This window comes from Brevibacillus sp. FSL L8-0520, from assembly GCF_037963895.1.
GTDB classification, from domain to species: Bacteria; Bacillota; Bacilli; order Brevibacillales; family Brevibacillaceae; genus Brevibacillus; species Brevibacillus borstelensis.
Genome location: NZ_CP150171.1, coordinates 1747993 through 1774625, shown reverse-complemented (window position 1 = coordinate 1774625; position 26633 = coordinate 1747993). Strand labels below are relative to the sequence as shown.

General features: G+C 53.0%; 22 protein-coding genes and 1 riboswitch. Of the genes, 6 read left to right on the top strand and 16 right to left on the bottom strand.

Going from position 1 to position 26633, the window contains the following annotated elements:
• Positions 1-14: 14 nt before the first annotated feature.
• The 8 genes from NSQ24_RS08865 to NSQ24_RS08830 all read right to left on the bottom strand — a co-directional run bounded on the left by NSQ24_RS08865 (position 15) and on the right by NSQ24_RS08830 (position 8763).
• On the bottom strand, positions 15-2066 hold the full coding sequence (locus tag NSQ24_RS08865; RefSeq protein WP_024984463.1) for a sigma 54-interacting transcriptional regulator: 2052 nt from the start codon (positions 2064-2066) through the stop codon (positions 15-17).
• A 68-nt stretch (positions 2067-2134) separates the two neighbouring features.
• On the bottom strand, positions 2135-3790 hold the full coding sequence (locus NSQ24_RS08860) for a peptide ABC transporter substrate-binding protein (protein WP_003387689.1): 1656 nt from the start codon (positions 3788-3790) through the stop codon (positions 2135-2137).
• 69 nt (positions 3791-3859) lie between these two features.
• The gene (locus NSQ24_RS08855; protein ID WP_003387690.1) at positions 3860-4885 is read right to left on the bottom strand and encodes an asparaginase; all 1026 of its coding nucleotides are present in this window, start codon (positions 4883-4885) and stop codon (positions 3860-3862) included.
• 275 nt (positions 4886-5160) lie between these two features.
• Positions 5161-5319 carry a hypothetical protein gene (locus NSQ24_RS08850; protein ID WP_339167649.1) on the bottom strand — a complete coding sequence of 53 codons (159 nt, stop codon included), beginning with the start codon at positions 5317-5319 and terminating at the stop codon, positions 5161-5163.
• Positions 5320-5329: 10 nt separating this feature from the next.
• Entirely contained in the window at positions 5330-5626 is a 297-nt protein-coding gene (locus NSQ24_RS08845) for a 4Fe-4S dicluster domain-containing protein (protein ID WP_003387692.1), read from the bottom strand.
• The gene (locus NSQ24_RS08840) at positions 5626-6921 is read right to left on the bottom strand and encodes an FAD-dependent oxidoreductase (protein WP_003387693.1); all 1296 of its coding nucleotides are present in this window, start codon (positions 6919-6921) and stop codon (positions 5626-5628) included. Before NSQ24_RS08840 ends, NSQ24_RS08845 begins: the two co-directional genes overlap by 1 nt.
• On the bottom strand, positions 6905-7936 hold the full coding sequence (locus NSQ24_RS08835; protein WP_003387695.1) for an electron transfer flavoprotein subunit alpha/FixB family protein: 1032 nt from the start codon (positions 7934-7936) through the stop codon (positions 6905-6907). The genes NSQ24_RS08840 and NSQ24_RS08835 overlap by 17 nt, the downstream gene beginning before the upstream one ends.
• Positions 7933-8763, bottom strand: coding sequence for an electron transfer flavoprotein subunit beta/FixA family protein (locus NSQ24_RS08830; RefSeq protein ID WP_003387698.1), 831 nt, complete (start codon positions 8761-8763; stop codon positions 7933-7935). Before NSQ24_RS08830 ends, NSQ24_RS08835 begins: the two co-directional genes overlap by 4 nt.
• Positions 8764-9091: 328 nt before the next feature.
• Positions 9092-9201: riboswitch (glycine riboswitch) on the top strand.
• Positions 9202-9491: 290 nt separating this feature from the next.
• On the opposite strand from NSQ24_RS08830, the gene NSQ24_RS08825 reads away from it, so the two are divergent.
• A complete protein-coding gene (locus tag NSQ24_RS08825) occupies positions 9492-10847 on the top strand; it encodes a sodium:alanine symporter family protein (RefSeq protein WP_024984461.1) in 1356 nt (451 codons plus the stop codon).
• Positions 10848-10889: 42 nt separating this feature from the next.
• Here NSQ24_RS08825 and NSQ24_RS08820 read toward each other — a convergent pair whose 3' ends face one another.
• On the bottom strand, positions 10890-12335 hold the full coding sequence (locus NSQ24_RS08820; RefSeq protein ID WP_024985259.1) for an IS1182 family transposase: 1446 nt from the start codon (positions 12333-12335) through the stop codon (positions 10890-10892).
• Positions 12336-12456: 121 nt separating this feature from the next.
• Complete coding sequence (locus NSQ24_RS08815; RefSeq protein ID WP_024985259.1) at positions 12457-13902, bottom strand: IS1182 family transposase; 1446 nt, start codon at positions 13900-13902, stop codon at positions 12457-12459.
• 276 nt (positions 13903-14178) lie between these two features.
• Between NSQ24_RS08815 and NSQ24_RS08810 the strand changes: the two genes are divergently transcribed.
• The 4 genes from NSQ24_RS08810 to NSQ24_RS08795 all read left to right on the top strand — a co-directional run bounded on the left by NSQ24_RS08810 (position 14179) and on the right by NSQ24_RS08795 (position 17748).
• Positions 14179-14937: a TrmB family transcriptional regulator gene (locus tag NSQ24_RS08810; RefSeq protein WP_031932341.1), complete on the top strand. Its 759-nt coding sequence runs from the start codon at positions 14179-14181 to the stop codon at positions 14935-14937.
• Positions 14938-15030: 93 nt separating this feature from the next.
• On the top strand, positions 15031-16212 hold the full coding sequence (locus NSQ24_RS08805) for an MFS transporter (RefSeq protein ID WP_024983876.1): 1182 nt from the start codon (positions 15031-15033) through the stop codon (positions 16210-16212).
• A 689-nt stretch (positions 16213-16901) separates the two neighbouring features.
• Positions 16902-17261: a hypothetical protein gene (locus NSQ24_RS08800; protein ID WP_327926498.1), complete on the top strand. Its 360-nt coding sequence runs from the start codon at positions 16902-16904 to the stop codon at positions 17259-17261.
• 31 nt (positions 17262-17292) lie between these two features.
• The gene (locus tag NSQ24_RS08795; RefSeq protein WP_003387704.1) at positions 17293-17748 is read left to right on the top strand and encodes an N-acetyltransferase; all 456 of its coding nucleotides are present in this window, start codon (positions 17293-17295) and stop codon (positions 17746-17748) included.
• A gap of 49 nt (positions 17749-17797) precedes the next feature.
• On the opposite strand, the gene NSQ24_RS08790 is transcribed toward NSQ24_RS08795, so the two are convergent.
• Positions 17798-19129, bottom strand: coding sequence for an ATP-binding protein (locus NSQ24_RS08790; RefSeq protein ID WP_327926500.1), 1332 nt, complete (start codon positions 19127-19129; stop codon positions 17798-17800).
• Positions 19130-19206: 77 nt separating this feature from the next.
• Complete coding sequence (locus tag NSQ24_RS08785) at positions 19207-20892, bottom strand: M20/M25/M40 family metallo-hydrolase (protein ID WP_031932338.1); 1686 nt, start codon at positions 20890-20892, stop codon at positions 19207-19209.
• A gap of 267 nt (positions 20893-21159) precedes the next feature.
• On the opposite strand from NSQ24_RS08785, the gene NSQ24_RS08780 reads away from it, so the two are divergent.
• Positions 21160-22341 (top strand): M20 family metallopeptidase, encoded by a 1182-nt coding sequence (locus tag NSQ24_RS08780; RefSeq protein ID WP_003387707.1) that lies wholly within the window; start codon positions 21160-21162, stop codon positions 22339-22341.
• A gap of 83 nt (positions 22342-22424) precedes the next feature.
• On the opposite strand, the gene NSQ24_RS08775 is transcribed toward NSQ24_RS08780, so the two are convergent.
• From NSQ24_RS08775 to NSQ24_RS08760, 4 genes are all read right to left on the bottom strand, one after another.
• Positions 22425-23645, bottom strand: a complete 1221-nt coding sequence (locus NSQ24_RS08775) for an FAD-dependent monooxygenase (RefSeq protein ID WP_003387708.1) — start codon at positions 23643-23645, stop codon at positions 22425-22427.
• Between the two features lie 212 nt (positions 23646-23857).
• Positions 23858-25609 (bottom strand): phosphoenolpyruvate--protein phosphotransferase, encoded by a 1752-nt coding sequence (gene ptsP / locus NSQ24_RS08770; RefSeq protein ID WP_339167647.1) that lies wholly within the window; start codon positions 25607-25609, stop codon positions 23858-23860.
• Between the two features lie 2 nt (positions 25610-25611).
• Complete coding sequence (locus NSQ24_RS08765; RefSeq protein WP_031932336.1) at positions 25612-25872, bottom strand: HPr family phosphocarrier protein; 261 nt, start codon at positions 25870-25872, stop codon at positions 25612-25614.
• 33 nt (positions 25873-25905) lie between these two features.
• Entirely contained in the window at positions 25906-26631 is a 726-nt protein-coding gene (locus NSQ24_RS08760) for a KDGP aldolase (RefSeq protein WP_339167645.1), read from the bottom strand.
• Between the last annotated feature and the right edge of the window lie 2 nt (positions 26632-26633).

Here is a 26633-nt window from a genome sequence, read left to right as displayed (position 1 = left end):
CCTATCCGGTAGCTTTACTTGCAAAAGGCGAGAAACGCTTCTCCCTTTGATGAGATACTGCTGCCCTGCCGGCCCTTGCCGACACGGATCAATTCATCCTGCTGAAGCATTTTCAGACGGTAGCGCAGCTGCTGCGTGGTCAAGTCGATTCCTCGCTCGCGCAGCTGCTCCTGAAGTGCGTATCTCCCGCCTCCTGCCGTGGACAGCTCTTGAAGAATGGCGGTCATTTCGAGCAGAAACCCGCGCTTTTCGTACGCCTGATAGACTTCTTCACATTCATGCTGCAAGCCATCTGCTTCCAACGGGACAACGGCTGCAGTCTGCAAAAAGGGCAGATGATACGCGTAAACCTCTTCCTCCACCACGTGTGCCAAATACTCCACGACATTTTCCAGCTCGCGGATATTTCCCGGCCAGTCGTACGCCTGCATGGCGTTCAAAGCTTCGCGCGACAGGGTAAAAGGAGGGCGTCTCAAATCTACACAATAACGACGGATAAATGCGTCTACCAACCACGGAATATCTTCCGCCCGTTTTCGCAGCGGCGGCAAATGAATCGGCAAAATATTGAGCCGGTAATACAAGTCGGCCCGAAACCTTCCCTCTTTGACCATTTGCTGCAAATCCTGATTTGTGGCGGCGATGACCCGGATGTTGATCGGGATTACCTTGTTGCCCCCTACGCGCATGATCTGCCGCTCTTGCAGCACCCGCAGCAGCCGATTTTGGATCGCTCCGCTTGCGTCCCCGATTTCATCGAGAAAAATCGTCCCTTTGTGCGCCAATTCAAACCAGCCGATGTGTCCGCCCTTTCTCGCCCCGGTAAAAGCTCCCTCCTCGTAGCCGAAGAGCTCGCTTTCCAGAAGCGATTCGGAAATCGCGGCAAAGTTTACGCCGACGAACGGCTCCCGTTTTCGCGGGGAGGCATTGTGAATGGCTTGTGCCAGCAATTCCTTGCCTGTTCCCGTTTCGCCGAGCAGCAGCACGGTGGAATTGCTTCTGGCAATTTTTTTGGCGATCTGGATGACCTGTTGAAAGGACTGGCTTTTGCCGTAAATTTCGTCAAAGCTGTACTTGGCGATCAAGCCTTTGCTGTACAAGCGCAACCGGTAGTCGTGCTCCATCTTTTCGATCTCCGCTGCCTTCCGAAACAACAGCAGACTCCCCAGATAGCGTCCTTCCATGACGATGTGCATTTTTCGGAAAAAGTAAGTCCGGCCTGCCCAGTCCACGAGCACTTCTTCATTTTCGTCGCAGTCGCGAACCGTCTCCATAAAGTCTTCCGGCAGACAAACGGCCGCTTTCTCCCCTTGGACACCCGGTCCGTGCAAATGAAGCGTATCGATGGCTTTCTGATTGATAAACCGGATGACTTCTTGCTCGTCCAAAGCGATGACTGCGTCTTCAATCCGGTTGACAATACCCTCCAGATACATTTGCAGCAGGCGGGCATGAAGAATTTCATTGTTCAACTGCTTCGTGATGTAAATGAGCGACTGCATGGTGCGGGCTGTTACCTTTTGGAAATTCCCGTTGTCAAAATGGGCGTAAATCTCCAACCACGTAGACAAGTCGATGACCCGAAAGCCGATGTCGACGACCTTGCGAATCGTCGGAGGAACATGCTCGGCCTCGCCCGGCGTTACGGCGATGTCAATGTCCAGCGGATAATCAGATCCGGGGTAATACGGATACAGCTCAAAGTCCATCCCCGATGCGATCAAAAGCCTCATCGTTTCGTCCACCGTCTCGGCCGTATCGCTGACGAGCAGTACCTTCACACCTCTTGGTATCTCCAGCATTTCCCGCAGGTTGTGATAGGGCAGCATCCGCTTTGCCACGATCGCCCTGGAGTCTTGCGGCAAATACGGCTCCACCTGTTCGTAGATGCTTTTCGTGGAGAGTACAACCAGTGAACCTTCGGCAATCGGCCGGTAAGGCAGCTGGTCGACCCGCCGACCTTCGATATGAAAGTCTTGCGAGATGCCCAATTCATGGCATTGACTAACCACGGATTGTAAAAATTCGTCCATCTTCGCAACAAAGGTTACAGTCTTTTTTTCCATGAGTACCCGCTCCAAGATGTATAGTGAGGACAAGGGCGGGATTGCAAGCCCTTGTCCTCACTATCGTACTATTTTTTCGAAATTTCGGCCCACTTGAAGTCAAGCGTTCCAACAGGGTGACGGATAATACCTTTTACATTCGGCTGATCCATGAACACTTTGGTACCAAAGTAGATCGGCACAAGCGGCATATCGTCCATGAACATCTTCTCGGCATCGTGCATCAGCTGGAAGCGTTCTTTTTCGTCAGCCGTATTGCGGATTTTTTCTACCAGCGCATCGTACTCTTTGTTGCTGTAGTTGATGCGGTTGCCAGGATGATCGGTCACGAACAGCTCCAGGTAGTTGAGCGGATCGCCGTAATCAGCCGGGATGGTGGAACGGGAGATTTGCAATTGACGGGCGCGCTGGTCGGCCAGGAACACTTTCCATTCCTTGTTCTCCAGCTTTACATCAACACCCAGGTTTTTCTTGTACATTTCTTGCAGTACTTGCGCGATCTGCTTGTGGGCGTCGCTTGTGTTGTACGTCAAAGTAACCGGCGGAAGAGTCGTGTAGCCTTCTTCTTCCATCCCTTTTTTCAACAGCGCTTTTGCCTGTTCTACATCGTTGTCCTTGATGAAATCGCCGCCGACTTCACGGAAATCGCGGCCGTCCGGTTCAGGGAAGCCGACCGGGATATGCGCCAGTGCCGGAAGCTGTTTTCCTTGTGCCACGTTGTCGATCAGAGCCTGACGGTCGATCGCCAGTGCAAATGCCTTGCGGATGTTTGCGTTTTGGAACGGCTCCATTTTGACGTTCATCCGGTAGTAGTAGATGGATGCTTCCGGTTCCACTTTCGCTTCGCCAGAATCGATCAGTTGCTTTTTCATATCGTTTGGCACGGTTTGGATCATGTCCAATTGGCCTGTTTTGTACATTTGGTATTGGGTGTTTTCGTCGTTTACCATGACCCAATCGATGCCCGCGTATTTCACGGAATCCTTATCCCAGTAGCCTTCGTTCTTTTCTACTTTGACGGATTGATCATGTACCCATTCGGTGATTTTGAACGGTCCGTTGCTCACGAGAGTAGATGCTTCCGCAGCAAAGTTCGGATTGCTTTCTACCACTTTTTTGTTAACCGGGAAGAAGGTTGGCTGAGTCAGGATGTGCAGGAAAAATCCCGCAGGAGACTTCAGCTTTACTTCCAGTGTCTTCTCATCGATTGCTTTGACTTTTACGCCGTCGGCTGTGCCTTCGCCCTTGTTGAACTCCTCGGCTCCCTCGATGTAGTAAGCCAGGAATGCGGACGGGAATGCGTTCTTCGGATCGACGATGCGCTTGAACGCGTATTCAAAGTCTTGCGCCGTTACCGGATCGCCATTGGACCATTTGCTGTCGCGAAGCGTAAAGGTGTATGTTTTTCCGTCTTCGCTCACTTCCCACTTCTCGGCCATCGCCGGCTGCGGCTTGTGATCCTTGTCCAGGCGGGCAAGGCCCTCCATCGTTGCGTTCAGCACTTCGTTGGAGGTGCTGTCAAACCCTTTCGGCGGATCGAGAGAAGGCGGCTCCGTCTTCAGGTTCAACCGAAGCTTGGCCGAAGCGTCTGCTTGTCCTCCCGTTTCCCCCGCTTGCTGCTTGCCTGGATCTGCCGGTGCTGCTGACTGGCTGCAGCCTGTCAGCACCAGCGAGAGCAGCAAAGCGGAAGTGCTCAGTACTTTCCATCCTTTGCGCAAATTCATCGCAGGATTTCCCCCTTTTTTATGCTTGTTGTATATATGCGTAAACGGCTGTCAGGAAGCAACGAGCCTTTACACGCCCAGTGGAGTGTTGCTTGCGTGCAGGGTAAAGGCAGTTTCAATACGGCCTACTGCCTTTCCGCTCATGTTCTTTACGATCGGGTTGGTGTACTCTGCGAGCTTCTCAAGCGGACCGTCCGTGCCGATGCCGAGCTGGCGAAGCACTTCATTGACCACCGCGTATATAGCGCGCGGTCCGCCGTCCTCGATCTTCACAGCGATGCCGATGCCTGTTTGACGGTCGCCCAGGCAGTATACGGACTCTGCACCTGCCTTGCCAAACACTCGTCCGGCAAAGGCCGTCATCAAATCGGTACAGTAGCGGTTATTGCCGCCGACCATTTCCGGATGCGCAATCATCGCATCGGTGATCCGGGCAACCGCCTGACGGCGAGTCGGATTTTCGATCACGTCGGGCCTTGCCATTTTGGCGTACGCCCAGGCGTAGTGGGCCAGTGGCAGGCGGTGAACAGGAACGCCGCAACCATCCGTTCCCAGAACGATTTTGTCTTTTGGATAGGAAGTCAGATCGACAACTGCATCCAAAATGCGCTGCTGCACGGGGTGCTCAGGCAGATGGTACGTGGCTACTTCTTCTCCCATGTGTACAGCTGTAGCGATCATCCCTGCATGCTTGCCGGAACAGTTGCTGTAGATCGGGGTCAATGGCTTGCCCGCACGGATCAGTTCCTTATAGCTTTCCTCGTCGCGAGGCACATGGGTTCCACATTGGAGCATTTCTTCCGGCTGTCCGGCGCGTATCAGCATTTCCATCGCCCGCGAGCGGTGACGCGGCTCGCCGCTGTGTGAAGCGCAGCAGAGAGACAGATCGGCTGGTTCCAGTCCAAACTTGTCCGCTGTTCCCGTCTCAATGACCGGAATCGCCTGGATCGGCTTCATGCTGGAACGCGCGAAGGTTTGGCGATGAGGATCACCGTAGGAATAAAGCAAGTTTCCGTTTGCATCGACGACAGCTACATGACCGAGGTGTGTGCTTTCTACCGCATCCCCCCGGTATACGTTGGCTACCAGGTTCATGACTAATCTCCTTTGGTGTTGAAATATGGACTTGCTATGCAAACTGGTTATTGCAAGAGGCGTGCCAACTATTCAAACAAGACAAAGGACGTTGAATTTTCGCTTAATTCCTACGCTTCAGTCTGTTCTATCGATTGCGACCAATTAGTATTAGGTTACCCTATTTTTCTTAATAGGTGAACAATTTGTTTAAAATAGGTTAAAAAATTCTAACAAAAATGAAAAGCACCCCTTTTCCCCCAGCACCGGGGAAAAAGGGGCACCCATTGGCCCAGTTATTCGGTTGCTCCTTCTTTGCGCAGGCATTCGGCCTTCTCCAAGCTGACGAATGTATCCTCCCACATGACCAGATACTGCTCTCCCATTATGTCCAGGATGATTCCCCTCGCCCCGTCACCCGCGTACGTCACGACTTCGCCCACTTTAAACATCATCCATCGCCTGTTACCCCAATCTGAAGATGATGCCGTGTCCGCCTTTGGGGTATACCCATTTGATGTTTTCATGTGGACAACCGATCCGGCAGCTTCCGCATTCGTGACACCCTTCGTATCCCACATGCATTCGCACCTCTTCCCACTTGTACACTTCTGCCGGACAAAAAATCGTACACAGCTTGTCGGGACATTTTGTGGCACATACATCCGTATCCAATACGTGCAGGTGCGACTCCGTATCCGCCTTGAAGCGGACCAGGTACTGCTTTTCCTCGATCGATTGACCTTTGGGCAGTTCCTTCATCACTTCATCACCCTCCAAGCCTGCATCAGATCGCGGGCCATTTTCCACTTTTCTTTGGCGGAGCCAAGCTCCGTCCAGATTTTCTTTTGCTTCTCCCACTTGGAGCTGCCATCGACGGTGAACATCTGGCTGGCGGCCCTGTTCATGAGCGGAATGTACTTCTCGAAGTAATGCGGGTACTTTTCAAAGTGGTGCGTGGCATCCTTGTATTTTTTCATGTCCTGTCCAACGAAGCTGTCCATCAGCCTCTGCCGGTAAGAGTCGAGCATGGAAGCCGAAAAGTCTCCCGCAGCTTTAGCTTCGAGGATGGCCTCTGCCGCCAGCACCCCTGAAGTCATCGCCATATTGGAGCCTTCCCGGTGAATCGCGTTGACCAGTTGAGCCGCGTCCCCCACTACAATCACGCCATCGCCTACGACCTTCGGGATCGAGCGGTAGCCTCCCTCCGGAATCAGATGCGCCAGGTATTCCTGCTGCTCCGTTCCCTGAATGTACGGCCGGATGATCGGGTGCTTCTTGACGTAATCCAGTAGCTGATGCGGCTTGATCTTGTTCTTGATCAGGCCGGACAGCATCGCGCCGACGCCGATATTGAGGCTGTCCTTGTTGGTGTAGAGCCAGGCTGTTCCGAGAATTCCTTTGGTCGCGTCGCCGAAGATTTCAAACGTGCAGCCCTGGTCCTGCTCCAGGCTGAAGCGGTCTTCGATGATTTTCCGGTCGAGCTTGAGCACTTCCATGACCGCCAGCGCCACCTCGTCCGGGCGAAACTCCTTGTGAAAGCCGAGCGATTTGGCCAAAAGGGAGTTTACCCCGTCAGCCAGCACGACCACATCGGCAAACAGATCGCCGTCCGGGCGGTCTGTCCTCACCCCGATGACCTTCCCGTTTTCAACCAGACACTCAGTCACAACCGTTTCATTGACGAGCAGGGCTCCCTGCTGAACCGCCTTTTCTGCAAACCACTGGTCAAACTTCGCCCGAAGGACGGTGAAGTTGTTGTACGGCTCCTCTCCCCACTCCAGGCCCTTGTAGCTAAAGGTGACGGCGGATTTTTCATCGAGCAGCATGAACCGCTGCTCCACGATCGGCCGTTCGACTGGCGCTTCCTTGTAGAAGCCGGGGATAATATCCTCCATCATTTTGCGGTACAAGACGCCGCCCATCACGTTTTTGGAGCCCGGATACTCGCCCCGCTCGAGGAGCAGGACGTTGACACCCGCCTTTGCCAGCGTATACGCGCAGGACGTACCGGCCGGCCCCGCTCCCACGACAATGACATCAAATTTTTCCGCCATACTGTACCTCCTTGCCAGCCGTCACCTGGAACGCGTCGATCAGCATCGGAACGATCTCGAATGCATCCCCGGCAATGCCGTAATGACAGGATTGGAAAATGGGTGCCTGCGGGTCTTTGTTGATGGCAATGATCAGGCCGGAGTTCTGCATGCCGACCAGATGCTGGATCGCTCCGGAAATGCCAATGGCAACATACAGCTTGGGCGTGACTGTCACCCCGGTTTGGCCTACCTGGTGGGCGTGGTCGATCCATCCCGCCTCGACGGCATCCCGGCTCGCCCCTACAGTGCCTCCGATCGCCTCGGCCAGGCGATGGATGAGCTGAAAGCCTTCCTTGCTGCCGAGCCCCTTGCCCCCTGCGACGATAATGTCAGCCTCGTCCAGGCGGATTTTTGTCTGCGTTTCCCGGACGATCTTCAGCACCTTGGTCCGAATGTCTTCCTCCCGCAACGGGATGGATTCCTCGATGAGCTCTCCTTTGCGGCTGGTGTCGATCGGGAGCGCTTTCATGACCTTCGGCCGCACCGTGGCCATTTGCGGCCGGTGCTTTTTGCAGAGAATCGTGGCCATGATGTTGCCGCCGAATGCGGGCCGGCTCGCTTCCAAAAGCCCTGTCGCCTCATCCACATCGAGCATCGTCGTATCCGCAGTCAGCCCTGTCTCCAGATCGGTGGCAACCGCGCTGGCGAGGTCCTTGCCCGTCGAGGTCGCACCGTACAGGATCGTTTCCGGCTTGTGCTTTTCTACGCAAGCAATGACTGCACGCATGTACGATTCGGTCCGGTAATCCCGGAAAACGGGATCATCGTAGAGATAGACCGTATCGGCACCGTAGTGAAACGCGGTCGCGGCCAACTGCCGAACTCCCTCTCCAATCAGTATGCCGGCCAGGGGTACTCCCCGCTTGTCTGCCAGCTTTCGCCCCGCTCCCAAAAGCTCCAGGGAGACAGGCACGATTTTCCCGTCCTGGTGTTCGAGGAATACCCACACGCCTTTGTACTCGTCCAGATTCATGCCCGTGCCTCCTTCCCTGCAAAGAGCTCTTGTTTCTGCTGCAAAATTTCCATCAATCGCTCAACCTGCTGCTGTGCCGATCCCTCCAGCATTTCGCCGCCTTTTGGCTTTTCCGGAGGCCAGACCTTGGCCACAATCGTCGGGGAGCCTTTGAGACCCAGCAGTGTCCTGTCGACGTCCTCCAGATCGCTGACCGCCCAGATTACGGGCTGGTAGCGTGCGGCGCGAAGCATGTTGGGCAGCGGCGAATAGGGTACCTCGTTGATTTCCTTTTCCACCGAAAACAGGCAGGGCAAAGCGGACTGAATCACTTCATAGCCGTCCTCCAGCTTGCGGTGGACGATGGCATAGCCTTGCTGCTTGTTTACCTCGACCACCTTTTTCACGCTGGTCAAAGGCGGGATGTCGAGCCGTCTGGCAATGCCCGGTCCTACCTGGCCCGTATCCCCGTCGATCGTCATCTTTCCGCAGATGATCAGGTCGATCGGCTTTTCCTTGGCGATTTTTTCGAGGGCTTTCGTCAGCGCATAGCTGGTGGCCAGCGTATCTGCCCCGGCAAAGGCCCGGTCGGTAATCATGTACCCCTCATCCGCACCGATCTCGATGCATTTCCGGATCGCTTTGACAGCGGGCGGAGGCCCCATGGTCAGGACGGAAACTGTTCCCCCGTACCTTTTTTTCAAGCGGACAGCTTCCTCCACGGCATGCGCATCGTACGGATTCAAAATGGCAGGCGCGCTGGAACGGTCCATCGTATTTGTCTTCGGGTTCATCTTGATGATCTTCGTGTCCGGCACCTGTTTGATACAGGCGACGATATGCAGCATGAAAAACTCCCCCCTTGCAGCCCGGCGGGGCATCGTTTCGATGGCAGCTCTTGCACAGGTTGTCTCTTTTTGACACGACGCTTCGGGCGGCATGTTCATCATTGATATAACGTATTGCTCAGCGCTGTCGAATAGACCAAGAACTGCCAGAAGCGGGGGATCGATCAATTTTTTTCAATCCATTGACAAGCTCGCTTCGCTCCTTATAATTGATTTATAAATCACATATCGTTCGGATGAACCATTCAGGAGAAGACAGATGTCTACCGACGGGGCAAGGGAACCTTCCCGAAACTCTCAGGTCTAGGAAACTAGTAAAACTGCATGGGGACGAGCCTCTGGAGAGACTCCCTCTTTTTTCGAAAAGAGGATTGGGCACCGAAGGAGCAAATTCGCCGCGGCGAATAATCTCTCAGGTAAAAGGACAGAGTGGACGCTTGGACTTATACAAAAACGGTTAGTAATTTGTCGATAAAAAGCTTTGCTGTCAGTTCTCTCGAAGATATTCGTTCTTCGTATGACGAAGTTTTTTATGTGTTGCAGAAGGTTGAACATTTTACATGTTGCTAAACTTTTCTGCGCCCATCAACAAATGCGGTTTGCCGCCGGTTTTTTGTATTCTTATTTACGTAATTTTGTACGTCCTGCGACCGTCTCCAGAGAACATTTCATTTTCGGGTGAAATGTTTTTTCTTTTTCTCTTCAAAAACAGCAAGGGGGAAACCGAGATGGACATGCTTATGCAATGGTTGGAAATGGTGAATGGATTTGTGTGGGGACTGCCTACGCTGATACTGCTCGTCGGCACTGGGGTAATGCTGACGATCCGCCTTCGAGGGCTGCAGTTCAGAAAGCTGTGGTATGCGCTGCGCCTCGCTTTTGGGAAGCAGCAGGAGCAAACAGCGGCTGGGGACATCAACCACTTTCAGGCGCTGATGACCGCGCTTGCGGCAACGATCGGGATGGGAAATATCGCCGGGGTGGCCACGGCTGTCGCGGTCGGCGGACCGGGTGCTCTGTTCTGGATGTGGATCACAGCTCTGTTCGGGATGGCGACGAAATACGCCGAAGCGATTCTCGCTGTCAAGTACCGCATCCGGCAGGCTGACGGCACATTTTCCGGCGGACCGATGTACTATTTGGAGAAAGGGCTGAAGCAAAAATGGCTCGCTGTTTTGTTCGCCCTGTTTGGAACAATGGCTTCCTTCGGGATCGGAAACATGGTCCAGTCCCACTCCGTCGCTGAAGCGGTACAGTTGAACTTCTCGATCCCTCCGGTCGCAACGGGGATTGTGCTCGCTGCCTTTACCGCCTTTGTCATCCTCGGCGGCGTGAAAAAGATCGGACAGGTCACCGGCGTCATGGTGCCGTTTATGGCCCTTTTCTATATCGTTGCCGGAATCATTGTCGTGCTCTTTCATGCGGGTCAAGTACCGCAGGCATTGGCAGACATTGTACACGGAGCGTTTAACGGCACATCGGCTGCAGGCGGCTTTTTGGGAGCGACCGTAGCCATGGCGATCCAAAAAGGGGTTGCCCGGGGGGTTTTCTCCAACGAGGCTGGTTTGGGCAGCGCACCGATCGCAGCCGCGGCGGCAAAAACAGACGAACCGGCCAAGCAGGCGCTCGTTTCCATGACAGGGACGTTTATTGATACGATTCTCGTCTGTACGATCACAGGGCTTGCTTTGGTCACTACGGGAGCCTGGTCCACCGGTATGTCTGGCGTGGAAGCGACTACGTACGCCTTCCAAAGCGTCTTCGGTCAAGCCGGCAGCTACGTGCTGGCCGTTGCGATCATCCTGTTTGCCTACTCCACCATCCTCGGGTGGGCGTATTACGGCGAGAAATGCTTTGAATATTTGTTCGGCAAAGGCTCTGCCAAATACTACCGATTCGTCTGGGTAGTCATGGTCGCTGTCGGAGCAACGATGAAGCTCGATCTGGTCTGGACGCTCTCCGACATCATGAACGGCTTGATGGCAGTGCCCAACCTGATCGGCCTGATCGGACTCTCCGGTGTGGTCGTTGCCGAGACGAAGCGCTTTTTGAATGGGCCTCTGGAGTCGAAGCTGTCACAGTAAATATGCTCGCACCCCAAAATTTTCCCCCTCATAATGAGGGGGTCAGGTTGCAGACAAACTCCCTCGCTGAACGAACAGCAGAGGGAGTTTGTTTAATAATTTGATGAAAATACCGAAGGTGTTTTGATCGTTCACCTTTTGGCGACCTGATTTCCATAGCCAGGTCGCCATTTTTTTCAAGTTCATGGCAGCGAAAACAAGCATCGCCTGCATCGTGACCTTCTCCAGTCCTCGTAAGGTCGTCCAACGCATGCCATGCTTTTCCTTCATATCAGCGAATACACGTTCAATCGTTTCTTTCCGTTTGCTATAGATTTGTTTGTTTTCCTCGGTATGCCGGAGGTGGTCTACCTCTTCGAGGTAATCAGCCCAGATGTGGCGACTCACTCTCTTTGTGTAGTCTTTACTTTCCGTGCATTGTTTCAAGAACGGACAACTTCGGCAAACTTGAGAATTTGATCGATAGATACGGTACCCATCCTTGTTTGTTGTCTCATATGTTAAGATTTGCTCGTTCGGGCAGATGTAGCAGTCGAAATATTCATCATACACATATTCGTGCTTTTTAAAAAAACCTTCTTTGGTGCGTGGTCTTGTGTAGGGCATAACGGGGCGAATCTGGTCATCAAGGAGTGTTTTACTGATGTAAGGCGTCTTGTATCCCGAGTCCACTGCCACAGCTTGAGGCTGTGCAAACGTCTTTCGCACTTGATTCAAAACATCCTCAAAAACCTGACTGTCATGCACATTGCCTGGCGTTACCTTGGCACCAAGCACAAATCCATTTCGATCACATGCTGTATGAAAACTATAAGCAAATACACGTTCCTTTTCCCCTTTTACAAACAATCCGCAATCCGGGTCAGTTGTGCTGACTTTCACCTCCTTCTTCGAAGTTTCTGTCTTTTTTTCAAGGGGCTTCTTTCCATGTGCAATACGATCCTGATTGATTTCTTCGTCCAGCAGCTCTTGATATTTCTTCGCTTGTTCTTCAACGATTTCTTTCACGTATTTATGCTTATTCGCACTGGCTTTTACATGCGTAGCATCAATGAAAAGCACATCAGGCTTCACGAATCCATGATGAACCGCCTCCTCCAATATTCGAAGGAAGATCGACTCGAAGAGTTGAGTATCCCGAAAACGGCGAACATAGTTCTTGCCTAGGGTCGTGAAATGGGGAATGGGCTGACTGAAATCATAGCCAATAAACCACCGATAGGCAACATTGGTTTCGATCTCTTTAATCGTTTGTCGCATGGAACGAATTCCAAAAATATATTGGATGAAAGCAATTTTAACTAAGACTACAGGGTCAACACTGGGTCTGCCATTGTCATGACAGTAGAGGCTTTCCACCAAGTCATAGATGAACGAAAAGTCGATTGCATTTTCAATTTTTCTTACGAGATGATCTTCTGGCACCAACTCATCTAGCGAGAATGCAGATATCTGATAACGCCCTTCGGCCTCTTGCTTATTAAGCATAATGCCACCTCTAAAAAATAACTTTTGAAAACGTAACATGTTCTATATTCAACAAAAAAGCCTGCAGACCCTGTTCCTTACGGAACTTTGTCTACAGGCTGTCCCCCTCATAATGAGGGGGTCAGGTTGCAGACAAACTCCCTCGCTGAACGAACAGCAGAGGGAGTTTGTTTAATAATTTGATGAAAATACCGAAGGTGTTTTGATCGTTCACCTTTTGGCGACCTGATTTCCATAGCCAGGTCGCCATTTTTTTCAAGTTCATGGCAGCGAAAACAAGCATCGCCTGCATCGTGACCTTCTCCAGTCCTCGTAAGGTCGTCCAACGCATGCCATGCTTTTCCTTCATATCAGCGAATACACGTTCAATCGTTTCTTTCCGTTTGCTATAGATTTGTTTGTTTTCCTCGGTATGCCGGAGGTGGTCTACCTCTTCGAGGTAATCAGCCCAGATGTGGCGACTCACTCTCTTTGTGTAGTCTTTACTTTCCGTGCATTGTTTCAAGAACGGACAACTTCGGCAAACTTGAGAATTTGATCGATAGATACGGTACCCATCCTTGTTTGTTGTCTCATATGTTAAGATTTGCTCGTTCGGGCAGATGTAGCAGTCGAAATATTCATCATACACATATTCGTGCTTTTTAAAAAAACCTTCTTTGGTGCGTGGTCTTGTGTAGGGCATAACGGGGCGAATCTGGTCATCAAGGAGTGTTTTACTGATGTAAGGCGTCTTGTATCCCGAGTCCACTGCCACAGCTTGAGGCTGTGCAAACGTCTTTCGCACTTGATTCAAAACATCCTCAAAAACCTGACTGTCATGCACATTGCCTGGCGTTACCTTGGCACCAAGCACAAATCCATTTCGATCACATGCTGTATGAAAACTATAAGCAAATACACGTTCCTTTTCCCCTTTTACAAACAATCCGCAATCCGGGTCAGTTGTGCTGACTTTCACCTCCTTCTTCGAAGTTTCTGTCTTTTTTTCAAGGGGCTTCTTTCCATGTGCAATACGATCCTGATTGATTTCTTCGTCCAGCAGCTCTTGATATTTCTTCGCTTGTTCTTCAACGATTTCTTTCACGTATTTATGCTTATTCGCACTGGCTTTTACATGCGTAGCATCAATGAAAAGCACATCAGGCTTCACGAATCCATGATGAACCGCCTCCTCCAATATTCGAAGGAAGATCGACTCGAAGAGTTGAGTATCCCGAAAACGGCGAACATAGTTCTTGCCTAGGGTCGTGAAATGGGGAATGGGCTGACTGAAATCATAGCCAATAAACCACCGATAGGCAACATTGGTTTCGATCTCTTTAATCGTTTGTCGCATGGAACGAATTCCAAAAATATATTGGATGAAAGCAATTTTAACTAAGACTACAGGGTCAACACTGGGTCTGCCATTGTCATGACAGTAGAGGCTTTCCACCAAGTCATAGATGAACGAAAAGTCGATTGCATTTTCAATTTTTCTTACGAGATGATCTTCTGGCACCAACTCATCTAGCGAGAATGCAGATATCTGATAACGCCCTTCGGCCTCTTGCTTATTAAGCATAATGCCACCTCTAAAAAATAACTTTTGAAAACGTAACATGTTCTATATTCAACAAAAAAGCCTGCAGACCCTGTTCCTTACGGAACTTTGTCTACAGGCTGTCCCCCTCATAATGAGGGGGTTTTCCTATTTCTGCGGGATTCGTTTTGCGGGACGAGCGCACTTGCGGAGTGGATGCTCCCCCTCCTCGTGACATTACCGGACTTGCGGAAAAAAGTGTGTATAATAGAAGGCATATCTTCTATGCACGGATCAAACCGGTTGGAGGGCATTGTCATGTTGGAAACATTCGGATTTTCCCATTACGAAAGCAAAGTATATGAGACGCTCGCGGCAAGCGAGTCTCCCATGGATGCCACAATGATCGTCAAGCATTCCGGCGTTCCCAAAGCGAAAATTTACGAAGTGCTGACCCGTCTGGTAGACAAGGGCCTGGTCCTCGATTCTGTGTCGGATAAAAAGAAATGGTATACCGCTCTGCCGCTAAACAGCCTGATCGACAAGCTGACCAGTCAATTTCAGCACGACGTGGAGCGGCTCAAAACCTCTTTGGCCAGCAAGCAGGTACGGGATGACCGGATTTGGAACCTCAAGGTCGACTCCTCCATACGCGCTGAAAGCAAGCACTTGATTCAGCGAGCCGTCAAGTCCATCCGCATCTCCGCCTGGAATGACGATTTTGCCGGATTTATCCCTCTCCTCGAGGAAAAGGAACGGGAAGGCGTAGAAGTGGAAGCGCTGGTGGTCGGAGAGATACAGACAAACCTCAAACGGGTCCACGTCTTAATCCCTTCGGAGGAGCACGAGGGATTGGAACGCTTCCAGCTCATCGTAGCGGATCAGGAGGAGATCATGTTTGCCGGAGAAGAAGACGGCAACTGGCAAGCTATTCAGACGAGAGCACAGCCGTTTGTCAAATTCTTCGCCGACTTCTTTTTCCATGACGTAGCATTGGCCCGCATTACGCAAAAGCATTACGACCTGCTTTTTGGAGACGAAGAGATACGGCGCATGCTCATCCGGCTCCGTTACTAACATCATCCATGATTTTTTTCTTGAATGCGCAGACCAAAAAGGTTACCATCATAGTGGTAACCTTTTTTCAGGTGCAGAAAGGAGCTCTTCTGTGTGAATCCTCGCGTTTTTATTCTTGCTATTGCAACCTTTGTGGTCGGGACGGTGGAGCTGATCATCGGCGGGACGATGAATCTGATCACCGCAGACCTGAATATTCCGCTTAGCGCCGCCGGGCAATTGATTACAGTGTTTTCCCTGTCGTTTGCCGTTTCAGCGCCAATCCTAATGCACGTCACACGAAAAATTGCCCGCAAGCGCCTTTATTTGCTGGCCCTGTTCGGCTTTTTTCTGAGCAATGTGCTAGCCGCGCTCAGTCCGGTGTACTCGGTCCTGCTCATCGCCCGGATTCTTTCCGCCTCCTGCGGGGCCCTGCTGACCGTCTTGTCCATTTCAATCGCCACGCAAATCGTCGAGCCTGCCTACCGGGGCCGGGCATTGGGCATCATCTTCATGGGGATCAGCGGCTCTTTGGTGCTCGGTGTCCCGATGGGAATGACACTCGGCAACGCATTTGGCTGGCGTGCTCCGTTTTGGCTCATCGCCGGACTTAGCCTTGTGGCGATGCTCTGCCTCAGCATTATGCTGCCCAATGTTCAAACGCCTCCGGCGATACCGCTGCGGCAACAGCTCGCTTCATTGAAAAGCGAGAAGATCGTCAGCGCCCAGTTGATTACGATGCTGATGCTGACCGGCCATTTGACGCTGTATGCGTACTTTACTCCCTTTTTGCAGGAAACGATGCAGTTGGAAGGAGCCTGGCTCAGTTTTGTCTATCTGCTGTTCGGCGTCGCTGCAGTCATGGGCGGGGGCGTAGGCGGATGGATTTCCGATAAATGGGGGCCGCCCAAATCAATCCTCGTCATCGTTTCGGCCTTCGGGCTGGTGATGGCATCCCTGCCCTTTACCACCGGATCGCTCTACGTATTTTTGATCGTGATGGTGGTGTGGAGCGCACTGAGCTGGGCCATTTCACCCGCCCAGCAGAACTACTTGATCCAGACCTCTCCCCGGACAGCCGACATTCTGCTTGGGTTGAACACCTCTGTCCTGCACGTCGGGATCGCGCTTGGATCGGCTGTCGGAGGCATCGTGATCGAGAAAGCCTCGGTTCAGTACAACGCGTGGGTCGGCGCCTGCTTCGTCCTGGTTTCGCTGGGGTGTGCGGTCTTTTCCATTACCCGTCCCGGTTCCGAAAAGACGACTGCAGACGCTGCTTCAACTATCGACGCCTGAATCGCCAATCAACAAATCAGATCGTCCACAGCCGGCCCGTCCGGCTGCCCAGAAAAAGGCTTTGCGAGCGATGGCCCCGCTCCCGAAGCCTTTTTCTCGTTTCCAGCCGAATCTGGACGGTTCGGCTGGCCCCCTATTGGCATCTTTTCTGCCGAGAAAGCTTCCTGCGCCGGACAGACCGACCTCTTATTCCAGACCATTACAAAAAACGTAACTTTCCATCCTGTCATTCGTATCGAATTATGGCAGATTAAAAAATTGCCAAATATGGTGAATATCATTAAAAAGGGAGCAAGTTTGCCATGCAGCAAAAAAGGACTATAACCGTCTTTTGACGGTCAATAAGCTTTTGCGACCGTCGAACAATGGATGCCAGGGAAGGAAGCGGATTGCCTTGATCCAGGCCTGATCCGGCAAGCGGGGGAATGGCTGGGAGCCATGCATCGCCTCTCCGCAGAAAACGCCATTCCGTTTACTTCTTTCAGCCCGTGGAGCATGTTCGGCCCAACTGACGATCTCGCTGAAGACGTCTGCACCCCCCAAAAGCAGTGCAAGCCAGCGAAGCGAATCAAAGCTTGTGGCAGGAGATTTACGCGTTATACGAGAAAAAACGGACGTTTCTGGAGATATTGTGGCCAGATTTCCCCGCAGAAGCGGTATAAGGGGATTTTTCTCTGAATAACCTGCTCGTGGATGATGACGGCAGCCTGTGCAGCATCATTGACTTTCACCTTGCAGCAAACGATGTCTTTCTCTGTCACTTCGCCGGTGAAGCAGCGTTCTTGGCCTACGAAGCGGACCGGAAGGATGATGACTCCGAAGAGACGGGAGATCTGTACTTTGGCGCATTTGCCGCAGGATATTTCAAAAACCGGCAGCTCCATGATCTGGAACGGGACTGCTTGCAGGATGTGCTCAGGATAAAAAGAGCGTTTGCCTGTCATCAAGTGGACGATGTGCTGGACAAGTTCAACGCCGGAGAAATCGGCCAGGTTGACATGGCACTGGAAAAGATCCGATTTTGTTTAACGAAAACACTTCCTGTCTGATTGCTCATTTGTGAAGGGAGACGAATGGAAAATGACTATCCGTATCGAACAAGCATCACATGATCATTTTACCGACATCATCAAGCTGTGGAATGAAAATTGCAAAGAAGTAGCAGAAAGCGAACTGTCTGCCGAAGAACAGGAGAGTATCCATGACCAGCTCGTGCAATACACCCAATCCCGTTTCGGCGTGGTGTATGTAGCGCTCGACAGCGCTTCCAGACTGATCGGCTATGCTCTTGCCTCTCTGAAAAAAGATTTGATCGAAGACATCTTCCTCGGCCAAATCGACGAAGTATACGTTGTGCCGGAATATCGCAGACAGCACACGGCAAAAGCGCTTGTGGCAGAAATGAATGACTGGTTTCAGCGCCAGGAGGTCTCAGCCGTTTCCGTACTTGTCGATGTGGAGAACACTTCAGCGCAAAAATTCTGGGAGAAGATCGGCTACGGCAAGGAGTTTTTCGTTATGTCCAGCGATGAGTGATTGGGACGAAAGAAGCTGCCCTTAAAAAGGGGCAGCTTCTTAGAAATATTCATCTCTTCTTCACAGGCAAACGAACCTGAAACCTCGTGACTCCGTTCGCCGATTCGACGTCAATTTCTCCTGCGTACTTCCTTATGACCTCCCGGACGATCGAAAGACCGATGCCTCTGGGCGGCTCGCCATCGCGCCGTTTCGTGCTGACCCCCTCCTGGAAGATCGCCGTCAGTTGACGGGGCGGGATTTCGGGGCCGGTATTTTCCACCGTAAACCGGTACGCCGAATCATCCTCCTGGCAGCACAGCCGGATTCGCTTTTCTCCTTCCGCCTCCTCGGCCGCCTCAATTGCATTGTCCAGCAAATTGGACAAAATCTTGATCAGATCAACGGAAGGAATCTGGTCAAATGGGTGCTGGCTGACCTCCAATTGCATCAAAATTTGACGTGTCCGTGCCTTTTCCCATTTGGTATGCAGCAAGACCATCAACGCCGGATTTTGTATCCGTACGGACAGATCGAGTACTTTGGCCTCCCGAATCAGGGTCCTGATGTACTCATGCGCCTTGTCGTAATACCTGCATTCGATCAAGCCGTACAGAACCTGCATGTGATTGACAAAGTCGTGGCGGATCGAACGCATCGAGGCAATCACGGAACGGATCTCGTCCTGATACGTTCTCTCCGTATCCCCGACGGCCGCTTTCAGCTCGCGACGGTACCATTTTTGCAGCAAGAGGAAAATTGCCGCCAGCAGCGCGACAAACAATGCATGAAAGACAAAAGTGTATGTGCTGCTGCGCAACACTTCCCGGCCGATGCTGTACATATTGTCCGCGCTGACATCCACACCGAGAATGCCGATCACATGTCCGGCTTCGTCGTAGATGGGTGCCCCTGCCGACACGTACTCCCCATAAATCGGGTCTTTGATGACATCGGAATAGTAGCTGTAGCCCTGTTTCACCTGCCCGATTTGCTGTTCCGTCACGTTGCAAATTTGTCCAGGCGGAAACGAAAGCGGCGAATCGGGCGGGTGGGCGGTTACAACGGTTTTGGCAATTTTTTGGCGATCATCGATTTGCATCGTATAGACGTACAAAGCACCTGCCATCTCACGAGCGGCTTGCAGCTGCTCCTGAATTCTGGCAAAGGAGGCTTGATTGCTTGCAGGCGCTCGCAACAGCGTCCTGTAGGCCGATACGTCCAGTTTCCCGGCAATATATGCTGCTTCCTGCATGCTTTTGGATGCGAGGGAGATGTGCACGGATTTCATCGTGTTTCGATAGGAAACGGCCACATTAACGGCTGTCAGCACGAGCAGTATAATCGCGGCTATCCATAACACCAGCATGACACGGGGTTTTTTATATATGGTTACAAACATGTTCTCTACCCCATTGCGGACCCTATGGCATCCCCTTATCTTACAGCCATTTGTCTCCAGTCTCGGTCACGTTCATTCTAGTACACCTGCAGGGACGTGTCTATATTTACTTCGTTTCCGATCAGCTTGCGGATGACCAGATCGGTTAGCTGCGGAACGATTTCAGTCGAGAACGCGATTTCCATCCGCTCGTATTTTTTGTGCGCGTCATACCCATAAGGGCCGATATTAATGGCAGGAACATTGAGGTCGCGGATGTCTTCGTAATTCACATAGTGCTTGGTCCCCCAACCCGGGTTGTTGTCGCTTACGGCGCGAATCCCTGCTTCGTCATCACGCAAGCAAACCATGCTCATGTCGCAAATATAAGGAAAGAAATTTTTTGCTACGATCGGATGGGCATAGTTCGGTTGAACGGCTTCGACTGCCTCCTCCAATGCACGCAGCAGCTGCCTCTCCCGTTCGTCTTTGCCGCTCAAATCGATCGGCGGTGAATACAGCGAGGAATAAAACAGGATGATCGCCGGGCTTTTGTCCCTCATCCAGCTCCACTCTTCTTCTACCACTCTCGCGGCAAACATTCTCGTATCCAATGTCTTGTCTTGCATAAGCTCCTCTTTGAAGGCTTTCATATGAAGGGCGAATCTTTCCCCATGCTCCTCCAGCAGCTGCCCGTGCATCTCCTCGTAGATCATGACCCGGGGCTTCCACGGCAGCGGCTGATACGCTTCATTGCAGCGCTCGCGGTAACGGCGGTAGCGGTCTTCCAAAACACAGAGCGCATTGGCAAAGGCAATCTCCGCCTGCTCCTTCAACTTGTCCAGCACTTCCTTCGGCGACCAGGAAACGGTGAAAAAGTTGTAGTACACATAGGCTGACAGCGCGGTTTGAACCGTATAGGTCGGCTTCAAATCCATTTGCTTCAACGAAACCGGCGGTACCGGGATCTCACCCAACGCCTCGTCGCACAGCTCCGGATTGTAGCTGATCTGCCGCGTCAGCTCGGCGGCGAGAAAATTCGGGTCCAGGCCTTCAAAGCAGGAGCCTACATGCGTCTCCGCTCCCGTGATGAAAAAGGAAGGCAGGAGTTTGCCAATCGTCCCCTTGTAAACATAACGGTTTTCGTCTCCCTCATAAAGCGGCGCCACAAAATCCGAATTGATCAGCGCAATATATTCGAAGCCATGCTCTTCCTTCCAGCGTTTCAAGTCTTTGATGCCGGACAGTACTCCATGCGAACTGTCTTCTTCATCGCATTCAGCCAGCAGCACCAGGTTGCCCGCCAGCTCGTCGGGGTGCTCGGCGTAATATTTCAGCAAATATACATGGCTGGCCACCCCGCTTTTCATATCCAGCACACCGCGCCCGAAATGCCACTCGCCCGACTCCAACTGTTCTTTTACCAGAGGTGGCAGCGATTCCTGTCGAAGCGCTTTCATAAGTTCCTGCGGATGGCAAGCCTTGTCTTTCAAATGGCCAAAATCTTCGATGCCGACCGTATCGGTGTGTCCCATCAAAATGACGGTTCGACTGACAGCAGCCTTGGTTCCCTTTACGAAGGCAAGCACATTGTACCGCTCTACCTCATCGTCTACGGTACGTGAAAGGAGCAGTCTGTCCGGATGTTCCTGAAAATAGGGCAACGAGGATAACAGCTCATACAAGGCTCGGGCGACATCGATCTCTCCCGGCGTGTTGACCACACTCTCTACCTTCACCAATTGATCTGTCAATTGCAACACCACTTCACGAGAGGACAACATCTGAACACTCCTTTTCGCAAATCGCGGATCTGGAATAGAAACGGCCCGTCATGCTTTACCCAGGTCCATCTCCCTACATAACCCATTCGTCAGACGCATGGTTCATCCTGCCGATGGTCTTGATTTTTTCTGGCAGCTACCCTTTGCAATCATATGCTTTACAAGGTGATATTGCGAAAATTCGGTAAATTTATCTATACTAAAAGTGTTTCTTCATCTCTACATGCCCCGGCGTTCGTTGAAAACTATGGAATGGGAGTGAATTGCATGCGTGAACAATTATTTGCCCGGCTTCAAGAGCTGTACCCGGAAATGGTGAGCCTGCGGCGCGACCTGCACATGTACCCCGAGCTTTCTTATGAAGAAGTAAACACGGCAAAAAAAGTGGCAGATCGACTGGCGTCACTCGGCATCGAGGTACGTACCGGCGTTGGCGGCATGGGGGTCGTCGGGCTGCTCAGGGGCGGCAAACCGGGGAAAACGGTTGCTTTGCGGGCCGACTTTGACGCCCTTCCGATCCAGGATGAAAAAGAGGTTGCGTACAAATCCCGCGTCCCTGGCGTCATGCATGCCTGCGGCCACGACATTCACACCTCCGCCCTGCTCGGTGTCGCACAGGTATTGAGTGAAGTCCGTGATAAGCTGCCGGGCAATGTCGTATTCATTCACCAGTTCGCAGAGGAGCTGCCTCCCGGGGGAGCGCAGGCCATGGTGGCAGATGGCTGTCTCGATGGGGTGGACGTCGTATATGGCGCCCACGTCGCTTCCGACATTCCTTGCGGCGTCGTCGGGATCGGGAACGGTTTTGTCTCCGCCGCATCCGATCAGTTTGAGATTGTCGTCTCCGGCAAGGGCGGTCACGCTGCCCATCCCCATCAGGCCATCGACCCGATCGTCATCGGCAGCCAGATCGTGATGAATCTGCAGCTCATAGCCAGCCGACGAGTAGATCCGCTGGAGCAAATCGTCGTGTCCGTCTGTTCCTTCCAGGGCGGGGATGCTTTCAACGTCATTCCAGATTCCGCAAAACTGAAGGGAACTGTTCGTACATATAATGAAGAGGTTCGGGAAATGGCCGAAAAAGCGATCTTCCAAATCGCGGAGGCCGCTTGCCAGGCTTCGGGCGCAAGCTGCGAGGTCGTCTACCGGCGCGGCTACCCGGCCACCTGGAACCACCCCGAAGAGACACAAGCGCTATTTGATGTCGCCAAACAAATCTGGGGCGACAAAGAAGTCATGGAAGTCCCGCCGGGCATGGGAGGCGAAGACTTCGCCTACTACGTCAAGGAAAGACCCGGTACATTTTTCAACGTAGGCGGACAAAACCCGGACATTCAGGCGACCTATCCGCATCATCACCCCAAATTTGACGTCGACGAGCGCTCCATGGTCCGCATCGGGCAAGTATTCATCGCCGCTCTGCTCGACTATCAGGAACGGCATCAATAGCGGAAATACGTTCTCCAAACGCAAGTCAAGCTGATCGGAGGCCCTAGCGAAATATTGAATGCAGGGCCTCTTTTTTTGCAATGTTATACCTCATGCCCCACGATCCAATCGAGCCGCTTGCTTTGCAGGCGAGCCGGAATCATCCTCATGGCAAGATTGCGAACAGCGAGCGCCAACGGATTTTCCAGCTGGACAATCCTGCCCATCATGCGCGAGCCTCGTACAATCGCCTTGGTGCGCTTGAGCCTCAGCAGCTCGTATCGCTGGCATGCAGCCTCTATGCCTGAAGCAGTTACCGCGTTTTCAGCAGAATTAGCGGCGTTTTCCCGATACTTGGACAAAGACAAGCACCGGGCCAACACCAGCGCGTCTTCCATCCCTTGTCCAGCTCCCTGTCCCAAATTCGGCAGCATCGGATGAGCCGCGTCCCCGGCCAGTGTCACCCTCCCCGCGCTCCAGGACTTTAATGGCTTCCGGTCATAGATGTCGTTCCATAGCATGGCAGACACATCTGTGGCCGCGATCACTTCGCGTATTGGTTCGTACCAGCCTTCAAAGCGTTTCAGGAGGTCTTCCTTGTTTCCGGCAAAACGCTTTTCCGCGCCCTCCGGCGCATTGATCGCCGCAAACCAGTGAATCCGCCCGTGGCCAATGTGCGAAAAACCAAACCGAACCCCTTTTCCCCACGCCTCAAACCCGCCTCCCGTCTCCACGGGGTAGCGTTCATTCCTGTAGACAGCAATGCCCCGGACAGCCGTATACCCGGAATATCGCAGCAGCTCTTCGCCAAACAGCTGCTTTCGAACGTTCGAATGAATCCCGTCCGCCCCGATCAGCACATCGCCGCAAGCCGCCTCGCCGTTTTCAAAAAACGCCCGAACCCCGTTCTCTTCCGTCTCAAAACGGCTGAACGAATGCCCCAGGCAGATCGACTCCTTGCGTATGCACCCAAGCAAGGCCTGCTGGAGGTCAGCGCGGTGGATCATATAGCTGTCCGCCCCGCATCTCTGCGCTTGCTCCCTCACCGGCAGCCTGACGAGCAGCCTACCCGTCCAGTCGCGAATCTCCGCAGTCCGGACAGGGGCGCCCAATGCCCGGACTCGTTCTCCGGCTCCCAGCCTATCGAGCGCCTTCATCGCATTCGCGGCCAAAACAATACCGGCCCCGATCCCTTTCAATTCGCGTGCACGCTCATAGATGACTGCCTCCCAGCCGATCTGCTCCAGGGCAATCGCTGTACACAGGCCGCCGATCCCTGCACCGATGACGATCGCTTTTCCTTGTTTGCCAAAACGATTCTGCATCCCGGCTCCTCCACTTTCCGCTTCGTCTGTGCTTTCTTGCCCTTAGTCTACGGGCTTTCGGCATCGGCGTCCAGCTTCTTCCCTTGTGGGCAACTCTTTGCAAGTCTTACAGCTCATTAGCATCTCTCCCCTTCGCCCTTCTACTTAGGAACACAGAAAACCTCCTTTTGCCCATGGGGCATAAAGGAGGCCTGGATTTGTACGGAATGAAGTCAAGCGTTTATCTGCACCCGCGTTCTTTCCAGGAGCAGCGCCTTGACTTGCTCCTGACCCTCCAGCTTCAGGGCGGCTTCCGCGAGCTCCTTCATCTCTTCGAAGGACAGATGATTGATCAGCTCACGGGCAGCCAGCACAGACGATGCGCTCATGCTGAACCCGTCAAGACCCATGCCCAGAAGCAGCGGGATAGCCAGGGGATCGGAGGCCATCTCACCGCACATGCTTACACGGCGGCCGTATCGGTGAGCGGCATCGATCACCTGCCGGATCAGACGCAGAACGGCTGGATGAAACGGCTGATACAAGCCGGATACTTGTTCGTTCATCCGGTCGCAGGCGAGGGTATACTGGATCAGATCGTTGGTCCCGATCGACAAAAAGTCGGCGTCCCGGGCAAACAGCTCGCTGGCCAGGGCCGCTGCCGGCACTTCGATCATCAAGCCTACCTCAATGGCAGGGTCAAACGGAATCCCCGCTCGGGCAAGCGTTTCTTTTGCCTCCGCCAGCAACCGGTTCGCCGCCCGCCATTCTTCCAGCGTAGCGATCATCGGGTACATCAGCTTGACGGAGCCGTAGTGCGAAGCGCGGAGAATCGCCCGCAGCTGGGTAAGAAACAATTCCTCCCGATCGAGACACAACCGGATCGCGCGATAGCCGAGAAACGGGTTCAGCTCGCTTTGCAGGTTCATATACGGCAGCTCTTTGTCGCCGCCGATATCCAGCGTCCGGATGACGACCGGCTTTCCATTCATGTCTTGCGCGACCTGCCGATACGCCTGGAACTGCTCTTCTTCATCCGGCATACTTGCCCTGTTCATGAACAAAAACTCGGAGCGAAACAGTCCGATACCCTCTCCGCCAACCTGCTGCACAGCCCGACATTCATCCGGATGGCCGATGTTTGCTCCCACTTCGACACGATGCCCATCCTTGGTCACCGTGGGCAGCGCTGCCCAGCGTGCCTGCCTGTTTTTTTCCCGCAACCAGTCGGCGCGCTTTTGTTCGTAGAACGCAAGCTCCTCCTCGCCCGGTCGCAGACAGAGCAGTCCTGCTGTCCCATCCAGCACGATCAGGTCCCCATCCTCCACCTGCTCCAAAGCCTGTCCGAGGCCGACGACTGCCGGAATCCCAAGAGCACGGGCCATAATGGCGGAATGCGAGGTGCCGCCTCCGATTTGTGTGGCAAAACCCTTGATCAGGCCGGTATCAAGCTGGGCCGTATCGGATGGAGACAAGTCATGTGCGACAACGATGACCGCATCAAGCGTTCCTATCTCTTCCCGTGCGGCTCCTTGGCGATGGTCCCTGGCAACTTCTTGCAGACAGGACAGGAGACGCTGGCCCACATCCCGAATATCCGCCGCGCGCTCCCGCATGTACTCGTCTTCCAGTGATGCAAATAAACTCACGAGCTCGCCCGTCACTTTCTGCACTGCCGCTTCCGCGTTTATGTTTCCTGCTGCCAGCAGCACCTCGATTTGACCGATCAGCTCCGGGTCTTGCAGCAGCATCATATGAGCCTGAAAAATATCGGCTTCCTTCTGTCCCAGACGTTGCTTTGTTTGTTCATGCAATGTCGCCAGCCCGCTCAATGCCTGCTCGCTTGCTTTTTTGAAACGGGCCAGCTCCTGTTCAGGCGATTTTACTTCCTGACCGATTATTTGGTCCTGCTTTTTCCACACCTGTGCTCTGGCGATCGCGATTCCGGCGGATGCGCCTATCCCATGTACGCGTATGGTTCCCATGACTACTCGGCTCCTTGTTCCAGAAAGGCGGCCAGCTTATCCAACGCTTCTTCCTCATCGGAACCGTCGGCGGTCAGCTTCACGGTTTCCCCGTTTGCCACGGCAAGCGACATCACGCCGATGATGCTTTTGGCGTTTGCGCTTTTGCCCCCCTTGATCAAACCAATCTCACTGGAAAAGGAAGTGGCCGTTTTTACAAACAGCGTAGCCGGCCGGGCATGCAGGCCCTGGGGCAGTTGAACAACGACTTGCTTCTCTCTCATCTCGCTTCACTCCTATCTCGATTCGTTGAAAAGCTATACGGCAGGCAAGGCGGCAAGCAAATCTTCCACCTGATCGAGCCGCGTCAGCCCCGTCTCCTTATCCACAATGGATGTATAGACGTGCGGGATGACCTCTTTTACCCCTTGCTCCAGGCAGGTTTCCACGATGGGGCGGATCGATTTTTCATCAATCCCGCCCGTCGGCTCGAACACGGGAATGCCGTAGCGGACGGCTGCTTTTGCCATCATTTTGACTTCCTCCAGCTTTTCGGTTCCGCAGACCGGATAAAATTTGACCGAATGAACGCCGATCTCGGCAAGCATGGCGGCAGCGGCGTCGCAGGACACCAGGTCCTGAGCCTGCCCGCTGAGCGGACCGGTTGAGACAATAACCTTTCCCGGCGTGCCGCTTGGCGCAATCAGGGCATTGACGAGTGTGTGCCGGCTGTCAACCGCCTGCAAGGCACCCAGCGTAAAGCCGGCGGCAGGAAAAACCTGATTGACGTGATCGGGCTTCGTGAGTACAGCGGTCTCTGCGACCTTTCTCCACTGGCTTGGATCGCCTGCGCCAAGCCCTACTGACACGGGAATGTTTGCCCGCTGGTACGCTCTGATCGTTTCCGCAGTTGCCTCCGCAGAGGGGTAACCCTTGACCATAATGCCGATCAAAACGCGACCCTCTGCCGCATCGACGATCTGTCTGGCATTGTCCACATCTTTGGCCAGTACGTTTAAACGGATGACTGGTTGGATCGTCACGA

What these genes read in the sequence shown, in the direction of transcription:
- NSQ24_RS08795 (WP_003387704.1), top strand. Translation starts at nt 17,293, where the DNA reads ATGACTATCCGTATCGAACAAGCATCACATGATCATTTTACCGACATC.
- NSQ24_RS08840 (WP_003387693.1), bottom strand. Translation starts at nt 6,921, where the DNA reads ATGGCGGAAAAATTTGATGTCATTGTCGTGGGAGCGGGGCCGGCCGGT.
- NSQ24_RS08785 (WP_031932338.1), bottom strand. Translation starts at nt 20,892, where the DNA reads ATGTTGTCCTCTCGTGAAGTGGTGTTGCAATTGACAGATCAATTGGTG.
- NSQ24_RS08850 (WP_339167649.1), bottom strand. Translation starts at nt 5,319, where the DNA reads ATGATGTTTAAAGTGGGCGAAGTCGTGACGTACGCGGGTGACGGGGCG.
- NSQ24_RS08825 (WP_024984461.1), top strand. Translation starts at nt 9,492, where the DNA reads ATGGACATGCTTATGCAATGGTTGGAAATGGTGAATGGATTTGTGTGG.
- NSQ24_RS08780 (WP_003387707.1), top strand. Translation starts at nt 21,160, where the DNA reads ATGCGTGAACAATTATTTGCCCGGCTTCAAGAGCTGTACCCGGAAATG.
- NSQ24_RS08835 (WP_003387695.1), bottom strand. Translation starts at nt 7,936, where the DNA reads ATGAATCTGGACGAGTACAAAGGCGTGTGGGTATTCCTCGAACACCAG.
- NSQ24_RS08810 (WP_031932341.1), top strand. Translation starts at nt 14,179, where the DNA reads ATGTTGGAAACATTCGGATTTTCCCATTACGAAAGCAAAGTATATGAG.
- NSQ24_RS08865 (WP_024984463.1), bottom strand. Translation starts at nt 2,066, where the DNA reads ATGGAAAAAAAGACTGTAACCTTTGTTGCGAAGATGGACGAATTTTTA.
- NSQ24_RS08815 (WP_024985259.1), bottom strand. Translation starts at nt 13,902, where the DNA reads ATGCTTAATAAGCAAGAGGCCGAAGGGCGTTATCAGATATCTGCATTC.
- NSQ24_RS08790 (WP_327926500.1), bottom strand. Translation starts at nt 19,129, where the DNA reads ATGTTTGTAACCATATATAAAAAACCCCGTGTCATGCTGGTGTTATGG.
- NSQ24_RS08855 (WP_003387690.1), bottom strand. Translation starts at nt 4,885, where the DNA reads ATGAACCTGGTAGCCAACGTATACCGGGGGGATGCGGTAGAAAGCACA.
- NSQ24_RS08860 (WP_003387689.1), bottom strand. Translation starts at nt 3,790, where the DNA reads ATGAATTTGCGCAAAGGATGGAAAGTACTGAGCACTTCCGCTTTGCTG.
- NSQ24_RS08775 (WP_003387708.1), bottom strand. Translation starts at nt 23,645, where the DNA reads ATGCAGAATCGTTTTGGCAAACAAGGAAAAGCGATCGTCATCGGTGCA.
- NSQ24_RS08830 (WP_003387698.1), bottom strand. Translation starts at nt 8,763, where the DNA reads ATGCTGCATATCGTCGCCTGTATCAAACAGGTGCCGGACACGAAGATC.
- ptsP (WP_339167647.1), bottom strand. Translation starts at nt 25,609, where the DNA reads ATGGGAACCATACGCGTACATGGGATAGGCGCATCCGCCGGAATCGCG.
- NSQ24_RS08845 (WP_003387692.1), bottom strand. Translation starts at nt 5,626, where the DNA reads ATGAAGGAACTGCCCAAAGGTCAATCGATCGAGGAAAAGCAGTACCTG.
- NSQ24_RS08765 (WP_031932336.1), bottom strand. Translation starts at nt 25,872, where the DNA reads ATGAGAGAGAAGCAAGTCGTTGTTCAACTGCCCCAGGGCCTGCATGCC.
- NSQ24_RS08820 (WP_024985259.1), bottom strand. Translation starts at nt 12,335, where the DNA reads ATGCTTAATAAGCAAGAGGCCGAAGGGCGTTATCAGATATCTGCATTC.